Here is an 18517-nt window from a genome sequence, read left to right on the forward strand (position 1 = left end):
ATAAAGCTGAAGCTTACAGTACGCAAGCTCCACTACAGAAGGTTAGGCTCCAGGCTAGTGGCCTACAATGCTGCACCAAGCTCACCTCGGCACCGGAGCAGGAGTTAAACAGCCGCGAGTTAAGGAAAAAGCCGCCACTGTTTGCTAGGCAAGTGCGCCCTAGTTTCTCCAGGCTCAGAGTGCGTCAGTTGCAGTGGCCTAGCTTGCCACCCTAGGTCACCCGGTGGGGTCGGCGTGAGGTAGAGGGCTTTCAGCTTTGCTATAGGTTTATGGTCAGGTAATTGGCAATGACAGTTAGGGCTGGGTTGGCAGTGCCCGGAGGAACGTAAGTCGCGCCCGATCTGGTAAGGGCTTCGCAGCGGGGGTGAGGTCCAGCACCATAACCTGTTGGTTGGGAGTGTGGAATGCGGACCAGGGCGGCAGACCGGGGCCGTTGGGGTTACCCGAGCGCACAAAATTCACCCAGTAGCTCGCCATCGTTTCGGCTAACTGATAATCAGTGGGCTCCCAGGGACGGCGCACGGCCTTAAGGGTGTTGAATACGTAAGGCACCTCTCCGGTGTGGAAGGCCCCGTATTTGAGGTACTCACCCGTAGCCGGTACTTTCCGGGCGAAGCGGTACACGTAGGCGGGGCGCTGCAGTTGCTGGTCTTGCAGCGTAGCCCAGTTATAGGTGGGCAGACCAAAGCGCAGGTCGCGCGCTAGGTGCAACTGAGCGGTGGCCGCGGCCGGCTCCTCATCTGCCGGGTAGAAGTGCAGCAGGCTATCAGCGTGCGAGCCGTATTGCTGGTGTATGCGCTGACGAAACTCTGCCGCCGGTAGCAAAGGGCCATCTAGCAACCCTTCGTCTTCATTCCACCCCGTCAGCAGCGCTACAGCGTTGGAGTTACCCTGCCGCAGAAGTGCAGCGGGTGAAGTGGGTAGCACGAAGCCATCGAGAACGGGACCTTTCATGGCGGGTAAGTGATTCAGGAGCGCTTCGGCTGGCAGCTGGCGCAGGGCAGCCAAAGATGGTGCTTGTAACTCTTGAGCATACTGCGCACCGGCTTGCTCGGCCTGGGCCAGTGACGGATAAGGCCGGGCAAATGCGGCCCCGCTTTCGGCAATGGCTTGGTGAAACAGGCCCTTGGCCAGCGGAGAAGCCACCAGACAGGTCACGCTCATGGCGCCCGCCGACTGCCCGGCAATAGTGACCCGAGAAGGGTCGCCGCCGAAGAGGGCAATGTGTTGCTGCACCCACTGTAGAGCCGCCACTTGGTCGAGCAGGCCGTAGTTGCCAGAGGCCTTATGGGGCGACTCTCGGGTAAGCTCGGGGTGGGCCATGAAACCGAAGGGGCCTACCCGGTAGTTGATGCTCACCACCACAATGCCCCGCTTGGCCAGTTCGGTGCCATCGTAGATGGGCACGGCGCTGCCACCGCTCATAAACCCACCCCCGTAAATCCAGACCAGAACCGGCTGGCGCGCGGCAGCCGAGGGGGCATTGGTCCACACATTCAGATAAAGGCAGTCTTCGCTAATCGGGGCTTTCGGAATCAGAAATTCTTCGCTCCACATGCTGAACGGCGCCGGGGCCGCTTGCATGGGGCTCGGCCCGAATTCCCGGCATGCCCGGATGCCGGCCCAGGGAGCAACGGGCTGGGGTGCTTTCCAGCGCAGCGGACCTACGGGCGGAGCCGCAAAAGGAATACCCTTGTAGTAAGCCACTTGGCCCCCGGCCGTTCGTCCGCCCGCAATGCGGCCACTGCGCGTGGCAATTACCCCCAAAGGTGAGGGCTTAGGAGAGGTAGCCAGGGCAGTGAAAACGGCCAAAGCCAGCAGTACGAGAAGAAAGGATAACCTACGCATAGGCGGAAAATAGCAAGCAGCTTGATAAAGGTGGTGTGCTGAGTAGCATAGGCTGTTCCCGTAGGCCAGTCGCCGCTAGAGCCCGCTGTCGCACGAGGATGCTGGCCTCATGTGCTACGGTAGAAAGCGGTGGGCAAGCTACTCAAGAGCCCGATACTTGCTCTACCTGCAGCACACCCGGAAGCTGGAGCGGTGTGGGGAGCAAACCGGTACGGGCAAAATCGGCCCAGTGCTGGCGCACCTGCTTGCCTAGTGCATCAACCTCCTCCCAGTGTGCCTGGCCTAGCAACGGAGTGGCGGTCCACTGCGCCGGTAGGCCTAGCAGCAAAGGCAGATCAATGGTGTGGGCTCCGCCAAAGTCGCTGCCTGTGGGGGCAAACGTTACTTGAAATAAATAGGCCCGACCACCCGCACGGGCATGACGGCGGGCGAAGGCGCGGGCGGGGTCTAGATAGATGTAGCGGGAGCTGAGCGTCGTCAGCAGGTTGGTTGCCCTGGGGCCTAGCAGGGGCACGCGCGGAAGCCAGCGTAGGCCAGGGCTGATGACGGCAAAAAAGCGGGTTTCGTGGGACGTACCGCCAATTAGCACCTCAACCTGCGGGGCAGCTGCCTTCCAAGCGCGCGCCACGTCAGCTTCGGCGGGCAGAGGGTAGGCACCGTACTGGGTGCCAAACGGCATACCGCCCTTCAGGCCAAACCTGCGCGCCGCCCGCTGGGCCCGCTCTTGGTAGGCCAGTACTTGCTCAATGGGGTCCTCCGTTGGCAGCGGCCCGGTGGCTCGCAGCATGGCTTGGTTCATAGCAGCGCGGTTGGGAGCCAGGCCCAGCGGTGCACTATGAAGAATAACCCGCCGAAATAACCCTGTAGCGCCATCAGCTACCATAAGGTGGGCAATAGCATCGGCTCCGGAGGAGTGGCCTAGTAATGTAACCAACGCAGGGTCTCCGTTGAAAGCCGAAATATTGCGCTGCACCCACCGCAGAGCTTCGCGTAAGTCGAGCAGGCCCAGGTTGGGAGGCGTAGTAGTATTGCTACCAAGGAAGCCTAGCAGCCCTAGTCGGTACGTAACCGCCACAAATACCACTCGCTGCTCCTGCACCCAGGCGGCAGGATTATACAGGGGCAAATCGCCGGCTCCGCTCACGTAAGAGCCTCCGTGCACCCACACAATAATGGGCAATTGCTCGTCGGGCCAACAGTCAGCGGGCAGGGTTATGGAGAGGCGCAGGCAGTCTTCGCTGAACGTGAGCTCCGTAAATAAGTCGCCTAGTACCTGATCTAGCAGCGGGTCGGGGACCTGAGGGCAGGCCGGAGACGGATTAGTAGCTTGGAGTGGAGTTGGGGAAGCAGGCTCGGCAACCGGGGGGTGAAACCGCTGGGCGCGGGCATACCGGATGCCGCTGGCGTGCAGCAAATTTCCCTCGCGCCACCCAACAATGGGGCCGGCCGGGGCCTGAAAATAAGCGGGTGTGCGGGCGGGCATGAGGGGGCAGGAGCTGACCGAGGCGCTAGGCCAGTGCTTGAGGAAGCACTGCTTATCGCACGCGCAGGCGCTGACACTGCAACACCAGCAGCTGCTCCAGGGTTAGCTCGCCCAGTACGTAGCGCTGCCAGAGAGATAGGGTTTCGGCACTTACTTGCGGGATGCCAGCTTCCGTGATGCCAACAATGCGTTCGGCTTCCTGCAGACGTTGTAGCCAACCTTGCTGATCGGGAGAAGATAGGGAAACCGGCGGGGCTGGGAAGTACGCGCTGCGCATGGAAAACGTCAGGAAAAAAGTGAAGCCATCTGTGGCTTCTGGCCTTATAACGGGGCAGCGGTTTTCAGGTTATAGTACCAAAGCGAGTATTTAACTAAAAGCTCGTCGGTAATACGATTGAGGCAGTGAAATGTAGCGGGTGAATGCGGGGCTTTTTTGCTAGGCCTATTTGTAAGCCGCTGTGGCTGCGGTAGTTTGATTGGCAAGTAGATTTGCCTGAAAGAAATTGAGAAAGTACCTCTATTTCCAGCGACGGATGTACTGGTCAAAGGTCTCCCGGTACCCTTCACTGATGGGAATAGTTTCGTTGGCAATTTGCACGGTGCCGCGCCCCACGGAGGTAATATGGTTGAGCGCTACAATGTAAGAGCGGTGAATGCGCATGAACTGCTTGGGTAGGCGCTCCTCCAAGGCTTTCAGGCTCTGTAGGGAAAGCAAGGGCCTTGGCTCGCTGCGGCGGTAGACCTTGATATAATCTTTCAAGCCCTCAATGTAGAGAATATCATCGAAGGGCACGCGCACCAACTGGTATTCCACTTTCAGGTACAGGTAATCCTCGGTGGGCTGGGCGGGTGGGGCTGGGGCGGGAGTGGGGTGCGCCACCTCAGCGTAGCGGTGGGCCTTCTGCGCGGCCCGTAAAAACTCCTCGTACGTGAAGGGCTTCAGCAAGTAGTCGAGTGCATCAACCTTATAACCTTCTAATGCATAGTGGTTGAAGGCCGTAGTGAAAATAACGCGCGGACCCCGGTCTGGCCCGGGCCCTCGGTCTAGCACCCGGGCCAACTCCAGGCCATTGAGGTCAGGCATCTGAATATCCAGGAATAGGACATCCACGGGCGTTTCCTGCTGTTGCAAGCCCTTCAGGGCCGACACTGCACTGCTGTAGCTGCCTACTAGCCGCAGGAAAGGGGTTTTCTCAATAAAGCTACTCACCAGCTGCAAGGCCAGGGGTTCATCGTCAACGGCAATACAATTCAGCGTCGTCATGCAGGCAGCGTCAAGGTCAGATGGATGTGGTACTCGTTGTTGGGGGTGCGCTCGGTAACCGTCAGGGTGTGGCGGTCGGGGTACAGCAGCTCAATCCGGCGTCGGGTGTTTGCTAGGCCAATACCGTAGTTTTGATCCAGTGCGGCGGGGCGCTCATCAAACAAAGAGTTGTATATATCGGCCACGAGAGTTTGCGGATTGGGTTGCTGCACGTGAATGCGAATAGAGCTGGGCAGCACCGTGCTTACGCCGTGCTTAAAGGCGTTTTCTACGAAGGTCAGCAGCAGCATAGGAGCTATGGGAGCATCGCATAGGGGCTCGGGCGTGAGGTACTCTACGTGCACATTGTTGGTCAGGCGCAGCTGCATCAGATCGATGTAGTCGCGCACAAACAGCAGTTCTTGGCTGAGTGGGGCCGTGCCGGTCTGGGTTTCATAGAGCACGTAGCGCATCATGCGGGAGAGGCGGTGTAAGGCCTCGCGGGCCCGGTCGCCGTCGATGAGGGTGAGGGCGTAGATGTTGTTGAGCGTGTTGAAGAAGAAATGCGGATTGATCTGCGCCTTCAGCCACGACAGCTCCGTGGTCAGTTTCTCTCGCTCCAGCGCCTGCCGCATTTCGGCCTCACGCTGCCCCCGCTGCACGGCCGCCACGCTGGTACCTAGGCCTAGCGCCAGCAACGTTGTGATAAAGATGGCGGGGTTAAACAAGCCGAAGCGGTGGGAGGGCATCTGGTGTGGAGGCCCGCCTCCCCGCTCGTTAGGCTGAGGAGGCGGAATGCCGGGCCGGAAAGTAGGGACCTGCATGGCGGGCTGGGGCGGTTCGGGCCGCATCTCTGGCCGAGGCGAGGCCACAGTAGTTTCCACCACACGATGCAGCAGCAGAATGCACAGCACGGCTGCTGCCAGAAACCCCAGGTAGGCCACGGGTCGGCGCCCGTATAACAGGCGTGGGACGGCCCAGCCTGCATTGAGGTAGAAGGCAACGGCGAGCAGCGCCAGTGTGGTAGTTTGCACCACCCAGAACGCCACTCCCTGGGTCCGGTCTTGGGGCTGCATGGCAAGCAGCATACTCAACACCCCCCAAATTAGGGTGTGCTGCAGAAGTGGAAGCCCCCAGCGCCGGGTAGAAGTGGCCATGCCGTAAAGTAAAATGAAACCTCCGGCAAGCTACGGCTAGCACGGGAGTATGAGCGTCAGCAATCCATCAGTGGCCCAAACACATCGACCGTTTCCTGTTCTGAGTCGTTAGGCGAGAAGGCGAAGCCTTACAGGAGAGAAATACCGGCTAGCCCGATTAGGCTGGGGTGCTGGTAAATCTGCTTACTTTCACCTTCATGACCCCCACTGAGCACACTGAACAAGAGGCCTACGCGGAATTGCGGGCTTGGCAGCGCAAGATGCAGGAGAAGCCCACGCTGCTCAACCGCTTTGCACGTCGGGTGCAGATACGCCTGAATGCCCTGCTGCCCGAGCGGGTGCACGAAGCCATAACGGCGGCCATTAAGCACATGGTGCGCGGCGTGTTATTTGGCTCTACGCACACCACGCGCAACCCCGTGCTAGATGTGCCGCTGGCGGAGCGGGAGGCCGCCATCCGGACCCGAGTGAAATACTACCGCAACACGGCCGCAGCCGAAGGAGCGGTAACGGGTGCCGGTGGCTTCCTGCTCGGTCTCGCCGACTTTCCGCTACTGCTGGGGCTCAAGCTAAAACTGCTCTTCGATATTGCGGCCTTCTATGGGTATGATGTAAAGGACTACACTGAGCGCTTGTACCTGCTGCACGTGTTTCAGCTGGCGTTTAGCAGCCAGCACACCCGCAACGAGGTGTACCGCCAGGTGGCCGACTGGGAGGCCTACCGCCACACCTTGCCCACCGATGTACACGAGTTCGACTGGCGCACCTTTCAGCAAGAGTACCGCGACTACATCGACCTGGCCAAGCTGGCGCAGCTGGTGCCCGTAATTGGGGCAGCCGTGGGGGCCGTTGCTAATTACAAGCTGCTAGAACAGCTCGGCGACACGGCCATGAACTGCTACCGCATGCGGTATTTCGCCGCTAGGCCAGCCCTAGAAAAGTAGGTGCTAGGCCACTAGTGGCGGTACTGGTAGAAAATGCCGTTGTCGAACGGGGTCCAGAGGCTGGCTTTCTGGCCGCAGTATTTCAGGGCATCATTGGCCCAGGTGTTGCAGGTGTAGAGCCAGCCGTAGGTGCGGTGGGCCTCATAAAAGGAGTCGTCGCGGCCGTAGCTGTGCCCGGCAATATAAATGGGGCGGCCTAGCGCGTCGTAGCGGAAGCTGTCCTGAATGTACTGGATGAGCTTGCGGTAGTCGTTGTGGCTGATGCTGATTTTCACGCAGTCCTCGCTTTCGTGCATTTCCCGGTAAAAGGTGGTGTGCATGGCCGAGGTGCCCAGGTAAAACATGGCCTTGAAGGCCGTGCTGGCCTTTAGCTCGGCCCAAGTAGGCGTATCGAGGTAGAAGCCTTTATCTCCCCACCCAAACCCAATGTATTGCATGGTGGGGTCGTTCGATTGGGTGTTTTTCAGCAGGATGGTTTCCGTCCAGTCGATATACTCGCTGCGGGCGGGCACCACAATATCCGTGTGCACGCCGTTGGAGTAGATGTAAATGTCAACATCGGTGAGCGGGTCGGTGCTTTTCTTCGGCACCGTAATGCGCGATAAGACGGCGGCGGCAGTGAGGTAGAGGCCTAGGGCCCCGCCCAGAGTGCCTGCTACGTAGCCAATTGCTTTGAGGGCTTTTTGAAGGCCTGTTTTCATGTGTTGCACAAATCGCCAGAGCCCAGTAGGCCCCAGAATGGAGAGGAAGTGTAGGCGCAATACGAGCCAAGTGGCCTACGGTTGATGTGCGGGCCGATCTAACACCCGCTAAAAACAAAAAGCCCCAACGAATGCGTTGGAGCTTTTCTGTGAGAACTAAAAACGACTAGCTCTTGGCTTTCTGATGGCCTTTGTGCTTTTCGGCTTTCTCAGCGCGCAGCTGGGCGTATTCGGTGTACTGATCAGCACTCAGGATTTGCTTGAGTTGGGCGTCGTACTTGGCCTTGTCGGCCTTCATTTCTTGCTTGCGGGCGTCGGTTTTGCCGGCGGTAGCGTACTTGGCGCGGTTGGCCTGCATCTCTTGGTAACGGGCCAAATGCAACTGCCGCACTTTTTCCGTTTGCTCAGCCGAGAGATTCAACTGCTGAGCCAAGTGTTTGGCCTTTTGGTCAGCTTTCTGCTCGGGCGTCTTCTGGGCCTTGTTGGTCTGGGCCGTGCGGGGGTGACGGTTCTTAACCGGTACAGTCTGGGCCGAAACAGCACCAACCGAGAAGGTAAACGCAGCAAGAACTACAAGGAGCTTTTTCATGGGTAGTATCTGAATTATCAAAATCAAGAGGCGAAATGCTCACGCGGTCAAGAACAGCTTGGTGAGCTTCTGGAATGGGTATTTGCAAGTCCAGTGCCAACTTTTAACTCTGATCCAGTTATCGGATAAATTAAAAAAAGTCAATTAGGTCATTAAACCCTGTAGGCTACTTAGCGTCGGGTGGCGGTAGGAGAGGAGTGGCCTAGGCTACTAGCCATCACGGGCCATTTGTAAATGCGCGCAGGCCGGGTGTACCTTTGCCCTACCAATTCTTTACCGACAAAGGATTGTTTTTATACAGAGGCGCTGAGAGACAGGCTCGAAGAAGCGTCGGCAACCATCCGCAACTGCCGGAACGGTGCCAATTCCTGACCATATAAAAACAAGTTGCCGTGGATTTTCGCCCCTGCCGTACTGCCCCTTTTGTAGTTTCCGCTGCCTGCTTCGGTGTACCCACCGTAGCGCCGGTGTGTTGTAGCGGTACGTGTTGTTGCTGTTGTTAAATCCGCCGCTAGCGTCCAGGTTTTCTGCACTGTAGGTTGCCTGAGCACCGGTAGCGCTTCTCTCTCCGTATTCTCTTAGTTGTGCCGTTCTCCGGGTACAGCGTCGGTATGCGTCACCTGTTTTGGGTGATTTCGGCGCGCTAGGCCACTGCACACGTGTCCCACAACTAGCTCTTTTTCTCACTGGCCAACTGCAGGTTGGCACTTAGTCTCTATGTTAAAAAAATCTCTGGAACTGCTGCGGCAGGAAGCGGCCGAAACGGGCGCTAACACCCTGAAACGAAGTCTGAACGGCTTCAACCTCATTGCCATTGGCATTGGGGTAATCATCGGGGCGGGCTTATTTTCTCTCACCGGCATTGCGGCGGCCAACAATGCCGGCCCGGCCGTTACGCTCTCATTTGTGGTGGCGGCCGTGGGCTGCGCTTTCTCGGCGCTCTGCTACGCCGAATTTGCCTCCATGGTGCCGGTGGCCGGCTCAGCCTACACCTACGCTTACGCCACTATGGGCGAGCTGTTCGCCTGGATTATTGGCTGGGACCTGGTACTGGAATATTCCGTAGGAGCCGCCACGGTGGCCATCAGCTGGTCGCAGTATCTGCTGAAGTTCCTAAGCAAGTACGGCATCAACCTGCCGCCGCAGCTGGTGATGTCGCCATTTGAAACGGCTACTCTGGCCGACGGCAGCGCCGTGCAGGGTTTTGTGAACATTCCGGCCATGCTTATTGTGCTGGCCATCACCATGATTATCATTCGTGGCACCCAGGGCTCGGCGTGGTTCAATGCGCTGGTAGTTACCCTGAAGGTGGCCGTGGTGCTAGTGTTTATTGCCCTGGGATGGCAGTACATCGACCCCGCTAACTACCAACCCTACATCCCGGCTAACACGGGCACCTTCGGTGAGTTTGGCTGGAGCGGCATCCTGCGCGGTGCGGGAGTGGTATTCTTCGTGTTCATCGGGTTTGATATTGTGGCCACCATGGCTCAGGAAACCAAGAACCCCCAGCGCAACATGCCCATCGGTATCATCGGCTCCCTGCTGATTTGCACCGTGCTCTTCGTGTTGTTTGGCCACGTTATGACTGGCCTAGCCAACTACACCGAGTTCAAAGACAGCGCCGCTCCAGTGGCTATTGCCATCGAGAAAACCCCCTATGCCTGGCTGTCGTCGGCCGTAATCCTGGCCATTATCATCGGCTACACGTCCGTAATTCTGGTGGATTTGTTAGGGCAGAGCCGCGTGTTCTTTTCCATGGCGAAGGATGGGTTGCTACCCCCGGTGTTCTCGCGCATCCACACCACCTTCCGCACCCCGCTGCAATCAAACCTGCTGCTAGGCCTGTTCATTGCCCTGTTCGCGGGCTTCGTGCCGATTTCGGTGGTTGGGGAAATGACCAGCATTGGTACCCTGCTTGCCTTCGTGATGGTGTGCCTGGGTGTGCTCATCATGCGCAAAAAAGAGCCCAACGCGCCGCGCGGCTTCCGCACGCCGCTTGTGCCGCTGGTGCCCATCCTGGGTATTCTGACTTGTCTGGTGATGATGGTGTCGTTGCCCTGGGAAACGTGGCTGCGCCTAGCCGTGTGGTTGGCTATCGGGTTGGCCATTTACTTTGGGTATGGCAAAAAGCACAGCAAGCTGCGCGCGGAAGCGGAGCAGCAAGTGGCCTAGGCCAGGAAATCCTTACATTCTTACAAAAAGCCGGACTAGCTCCGGCTTTTTTGTGGGCGCTTACGGCCGAATACTTACTTTCAGGCACCTATTGACTTATCTATTTAGCAATTGATGGAAACACTAGTATCCGAGTCCGAAATCATGCAGTCGCCTGTGAGAAGTCGCGCTCCAGCTTATCCAACTATGAAAGAAAGCTGGGTTGCGTTGGCATGGTTTGCGCTGATTATGCTCTTGGCGGCCATACCCGTATTTGTTATTGCCAACCACGTAATTCATCGGAAGTCTATTGTAGTGAGTACCATAGCTACTGTGCTGGGTGAAGTGGCGACTATCGGGTTTCTGATGTGGTATTGGAAGCAGCGGCGGGTGCCCTTACGGCTCCTCGGCCAGGTACCACCCTGGATTTATCTTGCGCTACCCGTTATAGCGTTTGTGCAGATCATCCTGCGCTCGTCGCTTTACTATCTGCATCTGCCCAACTGGATGGAAAACTCGTTTCGGCAGTTGGAGATGCAACCGTGGCTGGCCTTCCTGATGCTGGTAGTAGCCGCTCCAATTCTGGAAGAAGTCTTATTTCGCGGCATTCTACTCAACGGGTTGCTACGCAATTACCGTCCGTGGGTAGCTATTGGGCAGTCGGCCTTGCTATTCGGGGTGTTTCATTGTAACCCGGTGCAAACGGTGTCGGCTGGCATCATGGGGCTGCTGCTGGGCTGGCTATTCTACCGCACGCAGTCGTTGTTGCTATGCATAGTGCTACATGCGCTTAATAATGCGGTAGGCTTATTGGGTATGCTTACACACAAAGCCAACATGGTAGAGCCGCCTCATGCCTCGGCTGGCTCTTGGGTGGCCTACACGATACTGGTAGTTATTTGCGGCTTACTGATGGCGGCATTCGTCCTGCGGGTGAAACAAACCACAACGCCTCCTGCGCTAGAATCGGACGTAGATGAGGCGCCAGCACTGCCAGAGCCGGAAGCCATACTGGCCTAGCTAATTTCCAGAAACACTAAAAGCAGCGAGCAATCGGCATACTAGTCACTAGGCCAGTACGCCGATTGCTCGCCGCTTTTATAGCAAGTGTTCTGTACCAGTTACATGAACAGTTTGCGCAAGGCCCACAGGCTCCAGACAATGACCATCAGGCCCACGCCAACAAACATCCAGCGCACCGGGATGCGGCCGGCCAAGCGGGCGGCCAGGGGAGAGGCGGCCACCCCGCCCACAATCAGGCCCAGAATAATCTGCCAGTGCGAAATGCCTAGCGTGGCAAAGAAGGTAACGGCGCTGGCAAACGTCACGAAGAACTCCGTTACGCTCACCGAGCCGATAACGTACTGAGGCGTGCGGCCCCCGGCAATGAGGGTGCTGGTAACCAGCGGGCCCCAGCCGCCCCCGCCAAATGAATCGAGGAAGCCGCCAGCTGCCGCTAGCAGGCCTAGCTTCTTGTGTTTTTTTCGCTCCCCTGGTTTAGAGAAGGCCTTAGAGATGATACGAATACCCAGCAACAGCAGGTAGGCGGCCAACAGCGGCTTCACGTAGCCGGCGTACGTCTCGCCAAATTTCGAGAGCAGATACGCACCCGTAATAGCGCCCAGCACCCCCGGAATCAGGAGTACCTTGAATAGCTTCTTGTTCACGTTGCCGAAGCGGTAGTGGTGGTAGCCGGAGGCCCCGCTGGCAAACATTTCGGCGGTGTGAATGCTAGCACTCACGGCCGCCGGGGCAATGTTCAGGCTCATCAGGCTGATGGCCGTGACCACGCCGTAGCCCATGCCCAGCAGCCCGTCTACCAGCTGCGCCCCAAAGCCAATGGCCACGAAAATGTAAAACAGCTTCGCGTTGGTGGCCGTGTGCACCACCTGGTCCCAGGTGATGTAGTAGGAGAGGATGTTGAAGATGAGCAGGCCCGCGAAGGCCAGCAACGCCCCCGTGGCCCGGCGCCGCCACTGCGCCGCCGCCGGCGACTCATAGGCTGGGCCGCCGGTCAGCTCGGCCGTCACGGCGTTCAGCGACTTTACTTTGTGGGCGAAGTCGCCGCCTACTTTCTCCCGTATCACGGACATGCGCTGGAGCACATCGTGCAGCTCGTCGGGGAGGGTGGAGGTGAGCATTTCGCGCAGGCGCTTGGCAATGGTCGGCGACTTGCCGTTGGTGCTAATGGCAATTTTTAGGTCGCCTTTCTGCACGATAGAGCCCAGGTAAAAGTCGCAGGCATCGGGGGTGTCGGCCACGTTGCAGAGCAGGCGCTGACGGGTGGCATCGGCCTTGATGCGCAGGTTCAACTCTTTGTCGTTGGTGGCCACAATCACCAAATCGTGGCCCACGAGGTCGGTAGTTTGGTAGGCCTGCTCGCGCAGCTGCACGGCCGGGTGCTTCTCGGCCAAGTCAAGCAGGGCATCAGAAAAGTAGGTGGCTACCACCGTTACGGCCGTGGCCGGACTGTTAGCCAGCATGGCCGCGAGCTTCTCGTGGCCTACGTTGCCGCCGCCTACCAGCAAGACGTGCAGTTGCTCCATCTTCAAGAAGATGGGAAACAGTCGGTTGGAACCGCTGGCGGGCACTGGATCGGGCACGCTCGGGGCGGTGGTTTCGGCTGTGTTCATAGCGCGGTGGACAGGTTGTGAAGGGTAAAATAGGGAAAAGACCTGATTTAATGGTCTTTGAGCCAGAGGCTAGGTGGCCTAGGCGTGGAAGTTCTGGCCGTGCGTGGTCGGCTGCACGTACCCCTGACGAATGGTGAAATCACCGAACCGCTCCTGCGGCTGGCGGTTTTGGGCGTACTCCTGGAGCAGGGGCGTGAGGGCGGCTACAATGCCATCTTCGTCGAGCATCTCCTTGTAGAGCTTGTTCATCCGCTCCCCGTTGAAGGCGGCGCCCAGGTAGAGGTTGTAGCGGCCCACGGCCCGGCCCACCAGCCCAATTTCACCCAGGTAAGGACGGGCGCAACCGTTGGGGCAGCCGGTCATCCGGATGATGATGTCGTCCTGCAACAGCCCTAGCTCGGCCAGCACTCCATCTAGGCGGTCGATGAGTTGCGGAATATAGCGCTCGGCCTCGGCGAAGGCCAAAGAGCAGGTGTTGAGGGCCACGCAGGCCAGGGCGCCGCGGCGTAGGCCTGAGTAGTGGGTAGCGGCTACCTGAATGCCGTGTTGAGCCAGGGTGGCTTCTACCAAAAGCCGGTGCTCGGGCGCTACGTTGGCCAGAATCAGGTTCTGGTTGCCAGTGAGGCGGAAGTCGCCGGTATGGAAGCGGGCAATTTCTCGCAGAGCCGTTTTGAGCTGCTGGCCGGGGCGGTCGGCTACGCGGCCACCTTCCACGAACAAGGTCAGGTGCTGGGCACCATCGGGGCCAGTAGTCCACCCAAAGGCATCACCGGAGCTCTTGAACTCGTAGGCGCGGGCGGGCTCCAGGTCGAAGCCCAGGCGCTGGTTCAACTCCTGCTTGAATGTGTCTAGGCCTACCCGGTCGAGGGTGTACTTGAGGCGCGAGAACTTGCGGTTTTCGCGGTTGCCCCAGTCGCGCTGAATGGTTACCACCTTCTCGCACACGTCCACTACCTTATCGGCGGGCACGTAGCCAATGATATCGCCCAGGCGCGGGTAGGTTTCGGGCATCCCGAAGGTCATGCCCATGCCACCGCCCACCGTCACGTTGAAGCCCAGGAGCTGGCCTTTTTCCTCAATGGCAATCAAGCCCAGGTCGTTAGCGAAGATGTCGGTGTCGTTGTGAGGCGGCACGGCCAGCGCAATCTTAAACTTGCGGGGCAGGTAGGTCTTACCATAAATTGGCTCGAAGTCGCCCTCACCCTCGTTCGGTACGCTGCTGTACTTCGACTCGCCATCGAGCCACAGCTCCCAATACGCCGAGGTGCGCGGCGTAAGGTGGGCGCCAATGGCTTTCGTGATTTCATACACCTGCTCGTGCACCCGGCTTTGGTGCGGATTAGGGTTGAACATCACGTTGCGGTTCACGTCGCCGCAGCCCGAAATGCTATCCAGCATCACGGCATTAAAGCCCTGAATGGTTTTTTTGAGGTTGCGCTTGAGCACACCGTGCAGCTGGAATGCCTGGCGGGTGGTGAGCTTAAGGGTGCCGTTGCCGTACTGGTCGGCTAGCTCATCCATCCGTTCCCACTGGGTCGCGGAGGCCACGCCGCCGGGCACGCGCACCCGAATCATGAGGGAGTAGAGCGGCTCCAGCTTCTGGCGCTTCCGCTCGCTGTCCAGGTCGCGGTCGGTTTGCTGGTAGGAGCCGTGGAACTTGATGAGGTGGGTGTCGTCGGGGTAGAGGGCTCCCGTGATGGGGTTTATGAGGCTCTCGGCCAAGGTGCCGCGCAGGTAGTTGCTGGCGTCCTTGACGTGTTCGACTTCGGAAAGCTTGGGAGTATCGGCCATGAGTTTATTGAGCAGAAGGAGAAGCGGGGACCGGCGGCGGAGTGGGCCGCAGATCGAAGTTGTGGAAGTAGAAAACCCGAATCGTGTGCTGGTTGCGGTAAGTGCTACCGGCCGGCAGCTGCTGAAACAGGTGCATGTAGCCGCCGTGCAACTGGGCGTGCGGGTTGAGCTGGTACACCAGGCCAGCAAACAGCCGGTTCTGGTCGAAGTAGTTGTAGCGAATCTCCTTGCCGAAATTCATCATCACTTCGTTGTTGAGCAGAAACTGTAGGCCACCCGGCGCAAAGCCTTGCTTGTTGAGGGGCAGGAAAAGAGCCGCGTTATAGCGGGTGCGATAGTTGAAATCGAAGTCGTCGGTGCGCTCGTTGCTCCGGATGGTGCGCCGGAACCGCTCCTCCAGCCGCACCCACTGCATCAGGCGTGCCTTCGGAAATTTGCTGAACCACTGCACTTGCTGCCAGGGCCGGTGCTCGGCCTGCCCAATGGTGCGGGCCCCATCGGGAAAGTGGTGCACGTAGGCGTAGCCGCCAGTCAGGCGCACATCGTCGGTGAGGTAGTAGGTGAGGCCTACGCGGGCCACCGTCTGGAACATGTCCTGCACATACCGGTCGTGGAGGCGCACGTGCAGGTCGGTCCAGGTACCCCAGTGCTGCGTGAAGCGGGTTTGGTTGAACACGCCCAGCCAGGTCTGCTGCTCCCGCACGTACTGCTTCTGCGCCAGCGAAGACTGGCCTAGAAGCGCCAACAACCCAAGCGGAAGAAGCCCTTTCATACCCGTAGCCATTAGCGCAGCACCGTGTTATCGAAAGTGAGGGCCACGTAGTACAAGCCCCCAATGGTTGGGCCGGCGGCGTACTGGATGTAGCGGTTGTTGAGTAGGTTGGCGCCGCCCACTTTAATGGTCGATTTCAGGGCCGGGATGCGCACGTTCACCTGGGCATCTACGGTCTGGTAGGCGGGCACGCGGCCGTTAGCCAGGGGGCTCTCCCAGTAGAAGGTGCTCTGGTGGCGCCACACCACGTTGAAGCCCACGTTGCGCACCACCTCGCGGTTGCCAAACGACAGGTTAGTGGCCCAATGCGGCGTGTTGAAGCCCGTCACGAAAATATCCGACTGCTTATTGGTCGATAGCGCATTGTAGTTGACGTTGCCGCCGAAGGTGAACTTCTCATAGAAGTTGTAGGTCACGCCCAGCGTAGAGCCGTAGCTGCGGTAGTTGTTGAGGGCGTTGGTGTACACGCGGTAGCGGTCTTGGCGGGCACCGCGGTTGGTGTTAAGGGCTGCCAGCACGGCATCATCAGAGCCCACGGTTACCTGCTGGCCGGCCGCATTCTTGGGCACGCTCACTTCTACCTGGCCTAGGAAACCCGAGTACACATTGTAATACGCATCGGCATCAATCGACACGCGGTTGTCGAACAATACGCTGCGGTAGCCCACCTCGTAGGCGTTAATCTGCTCGGGCTGCTCCGTGGGCAGATTACCCACTTGCAGCAGGCTACGGATTTCGGGGCGCAACGCCGCCTGCGAGGCCGTGGTGCCGGAGTTGGCCGCCACGTAGGCATTCACCGCGGCGTTGAAGGTCGAAATTGAAGCCAGCGTGTAGGAGTTGTCGAGGTAGTTCAGGCCTTCATTCACGCGGGCTAGGCCACCCACACGGCGCACGTTGCCGTTGTTCACGAACGACAGCGCCTCAAACAGGGAGGGGAAGCGCCAGCCGTTTTGGTAGGAAGCCCGGAAGTTGTGCTTGTCGGCGAGGGTATACACGGCGGCCACCCGCGGGTTCAGTTTGGGGTCGAACTCCGGGTTGTAGTCGGCGCGCAGGGAGGCGGTGAGCTTAAGTTTGTTATTGAGCAGTAGGCGGGAGGCCTGGGCGAAGCCGCCAATTTTCTTATAATACTGATTGTCGCCGCCGGGTGTGGTACGCTCCGCCAGAGGCCTACCGAAATCCACGAAGTTGTTGCCATCTGGAATCACCTCGTACAGGCGGGCATCGGCCCCAATCACCACATCGGCAAACTTAATGCGTTGGCCAAGGTTCCAGATGGCCTCAGAGTGGTAGGTGCGGCTGCGCTGGGTGAGGGCGGCCCCGCCGGGGATGGGTGCGCCTGGCACGTTCACGCCACTGTCCCAGTTGTTGGTGTGCACAATCTGGTTTTTCAGCGCATCAAACGCCGCTGTACCCGGCACGGCGCGGCCGGCATCGGCCACCACCCGGGCCTGCTGCATGGCGGCCGCTAGGCCAGTGCCCGCGCTGAGCTGGCTCTGCAACTCCGTCCGAAATTTATTGCCCCACGCAGTATTAGAGCCGTTCTGCAGATCGAGGTTAAGGGCCAGGGGGTTGAGGTTGTAGGAGTTGCCGGTGTTTTCTACCAGCATGTAGGCGCGAGCCGTAAAGTCTTCTCCTTTCAACTCAATCTTGTGGTTCTGCACCGTCACGCCATCCAGCTGAATCTTGTTGCCACGCTGAAACACCCCGTCCATGAGGCCAAACCGGTAGCCATAGCTCAGCTCCAGCTTATCGGTGAGCTTATAGTGCAGGCTGGCATCGGCCTTGATGTTGCGCACGATGGGGTTGGTGAGGTCACGCTCGTAGTAACCCGTGCGACGCACGTTAAAAGTTTCGTTGCGGCCGTTGTAGGGAATGGTGATGGACACATTGCCGGCGTTGTCGTCGCCGTAGCGGTTCCACAGGTCGGCGGCGGGGTTGTTGGCGCCGCTCAGCTCCGGGAAGCGGGGGTTAGCCGAGGAGGCAGTTTGGGGGTTCTGGTCGATTTGGGTGTTGGCCAGCCAGTCGGTGCCGCGCAGATAGCTCAGGTTCACCTTGTAGGCCAGTCGCTGCGACGGTCCGACCACCTGCGCCCAGCGTAAGGCCGTTTCGGTGAGGGCGCTCGGGTCGCGGTCTTTGCCATCCACGTGGTTCACGCCCACCTTCTGGTACACGCTCAGGCCCTGGTAGCTGAAGGGGCTTTTGGTGGTGAGGTTGGCCATGCCGTTGATGGCGTTCATGCCATACAAGGCCGAGGCTGCACCGGGCGTAATTTCCACGCTGGCAATGTCCAGCTCCGTGGGCCCGATGGCGTTGCCCAGGGGCACGCCCAGGGTCGCCGCCTGCATGTCCACTCCATCCACGAGCTGCATGAAGCGGAAGTTGTTCGGAATGTTGAAGCCGCGGGTGTTGGGCACTTTAAACGTAAGCGAGCTGGTCGTCATCTGAACGCCCTTCACGTTTTCCAGGGCATCGTAAAAGCTGGGCGCCGGCGTTTCCTTTATGGCCCGGATATCCAGCTTCTCAATAGCCACCGGCGACTTCAGCCGACTTTCTTCCACCCTGGAAGCTGACACCACCACCTCATTAACTAGGACCGCCTTCGACTCCAGCTTCACGGCAATAGGTTGGCTGCCGCTGGCAATTTCCAATTCCCGTGATTCGTAGCCGATGAAGTTGAACACCAGCGTAAACGGAAAGCGCAGCTTGGCCTTCAACGCAAACTGCCCGTTGTTGTCGCTGAGCGTGCCCACGGAGCCGCCCTTCACGCTGATGCTCACGCCCGGCAAAGGCTGCTGGTTGCCATTATCGCGCACGGTGCCGCTAATGGATATCAACGGATCCTGGGCGCTGGCCGAGAGGATGCTCACGAACAATAAGAGCAGGAGCAACCAGAAAGAAGCGTAGTACTGCTTCAGCATATAGAAGGTGTTTCGAGGTAAAGGATGTGGAGTTGGCAGGGCCGTAGGCCAGTCGATGAGGGAGTAGGAGCCGCTCAACTGGCGGCTTCTAGCAGCAACAACATCGCTTTATCAGGACACGCATCTAGTTAGTTTGAAAGAGGTTGTTGAAGGTTCGTCATGTCGAGCTTGTCGAGACATCTCGCGTGCTGACGTACGTTGCAGTGGTTACCGTCATGCTGAGCGAAGTCGAAGCATCTCTACCGCTTCGTTGAGTTGTCTCTAGGCCAGTTGATTAGCCAGAGGTA

Annotated in this window: 14 protein-coding genes and 1 riboswitch; of the genes, 3 read left to right on the forward strand and 11 right to left on the reverse strand. The window is 58.8% G+C overall.

The genetic code is table 11. The annotated features are described in order from the left end of the window. Positions 1-294: 294 nt before the first annotated feature. The 5 genes from EU556_RS13310 to EU556_RS13330 form a co-directional block, all read right to left on the reverse strand. Positions 295-1848, reverse strand: coding sequence for a carboxylesterase/lipase family protein (locus tag EU556_RS13310; RefSeq protein ID WP_135434579.1), 1554 nt, complete (start codon positions 1846-1848; stop codon positions 295-297). 142 nt (positions 1849-1990) lie between these two features. After that, positions 1991-3331 carry a carboxylesterase family protein gene (locus EU556_RS13315; RefSeq protein WP_135434580.1) on the reverse strand — a complete coding sequence of 447 codons (1341 nt, stop codon included), beginning with the start codon at positions 3329-3331 and terminating at the stop codon, positions 1991-1993. A gap of 52 nt (positions 3332-3383) precedes the next feature. Next, complete coding sequence (locus tag EU556_RS13320) at positions 3384-3608, reverse strand: hypothetical protein (protein ID WP_135434581.1); 225 nt, start codon at positions 3606-3608, stop codon at positions 3384-3386. A 240-nt stretch (positions 3609-3848) separates the two neighbouring features. Then, positions 3849-4595 (reverse strand): LytR/AlgR family response regulator transcription factor, encoded by a 747-nt coding sequence (locus EU556_RS13325; protein ID WP_135434582.1) that lies wholly within the window; start codon positions 4593-4595, stop codon positions 3849-3851. Beyond that, on the reverse strand, positions 4592-5731 hold the full coding sequence (locus tag EU556_RS13330) for a sensor histidine kinase (protein ID WP_135434583.1): 1140 nt from the start codon (positions 5729-5731) through the stop codon (positions 4592-4594). The genes EU556_RS13325 and EU556_RS13330 overlap by 4 nt, the downstream gene beginning before the upstream one ends. 197 nt (positions 5732-5928) lie before the next feature. Here EU556_RS13330 and EU556_RS13335 point away from each other — a divergent pair, with 197 nt between their 5' ends. Next, complete coding sequence (locus tag EU556_RS13335) at positions 5929-6675, forward strand: EcsC family protein (protein WP_135434584.1); 747 nt, start codon at positions 5929-5931, stop codon at positions 6673-6675. A gap of 11 nt (positions 6676-6686) precedes the next feature. Here the strand turns inward: EU556_RS13335 and EU556_RS13340 are convergent, their stop codons facing one another. Beyond that, entirely contained in the window at positions 6687-7376 is a 690-nt protein-coding gene (locus EU556_RS13340) for a TIGR02117 family protein (protein WP_135434585.1), read from the reverse strand. 166 nt (positions 7377-7542) lie between these two features. After that, positions 7543-7965, reverse strand: a complete 423-nt coding sequence (locus tag EU556_RS13345) for a hypothetical protein (protein ID WP_135434586.1) — start codon at positions 7963-7965, stop codon at positions 7543-7545. A 290-nt stretch (positions 7966-8255) separates the two neighbouring features. Then, positions 8256-8348: riboswitch (SAM riboswitch) on the forward strand. A 334-nt stretch (positions 8349-8682) separates the two neighbouring features. On the opposite strand from EU556_RS13345, the gene EU556_RS13350 reads away from it, so the two are divergent. Together EU556_RS13350 and EU556_RS13355 are read left to right on the forward strand one after the other, a co-directional pair. Next, positions 8683-10137 (forward strand): amino acid permease, encoded by a 1455-nt coding sequence (locus tag EU556_RS13350; RefSeq protein ID WP_135434587.1) that lies wholly within the window; start codon positions 8683-8685, stop codon positions 10135-10137. 186 nt (positions 10138-10323) lie between these two features. Next, positions 10324-11136 carry a CPBP family intramembrane glutamic endopeptidase gene (locus EU556_RS13355; protein WP_167855571.1) on the forward strand — a complete coding sequence of 271 codons (813 nt, stop codon included), beginning with the start codon at positions 10324-10326 and terminating at the stop codon, positions 11134-11136. Positions 11137-11237: 101 nt separating this feature from the next. Here EU556_RS13355 and EU556_RS26755 read toward each other — a convergent pair whose 3' ends face one another. From EU556_RS26755 to EU556_RS13375, 4 genes are all read right to left on the reverse strand, one after another. Beyond that, the gene (locus EU556_RS26755) at positions 11238-12749 is read right to left on the reverse strand and encodes a TSUP family transporter (RefSeq protein ID WP_135434589.1); all 1512 of its coding nucleotides are present in this window, start codon (positions 12747-12749) and stop codon (positions 11238-11240) included. A gap of 78 nt (positions 12750-12827) precedes the next feature. Then, positions 12828-14540: an NADPH-dependent assimilatory sulfite reductase hemoprotein subunit gene (locus EU556_RS13365; protein WP_135434590.1), complete on the reverse strand. Its 1713-nt coding sequence runs from the start codon at positions 14538-14540 to the stop codon at positions 12828-12830. 4 nt (positions 14541-14544) lie between these two features. After that, positions 14545-15312, reverse strand: coding sequence for a DUF2490 domain-containing protein (locus tag EU556_RS13370; protein ID WP_210116277.1), 768 nt, complete (start codon positions 15310-15312; stop codon positions 14545-14547). Between the two features lie 11 nt (positions 15313-15323). Next, entirely contained in the window at positions 15324-18230 is a 2907-nt protein-coding gene (locus EU556_RS13375) for a TonB-dependent receptor (protein ID WP_135434592.1), read from the reverse strand. Positions 18231-18517 lie beyond the last annotated feature (287 nt).

It is taken from the genome of Hymenobacter fodinae (assembly GCF_004745825.1).
Classification (GTDB): Bacteria; Bacteroidota; Bacteroidia; order Cytophagales; family Hymenobacteraceae; genus Hymenobacter; species Hymenobacter fodinae.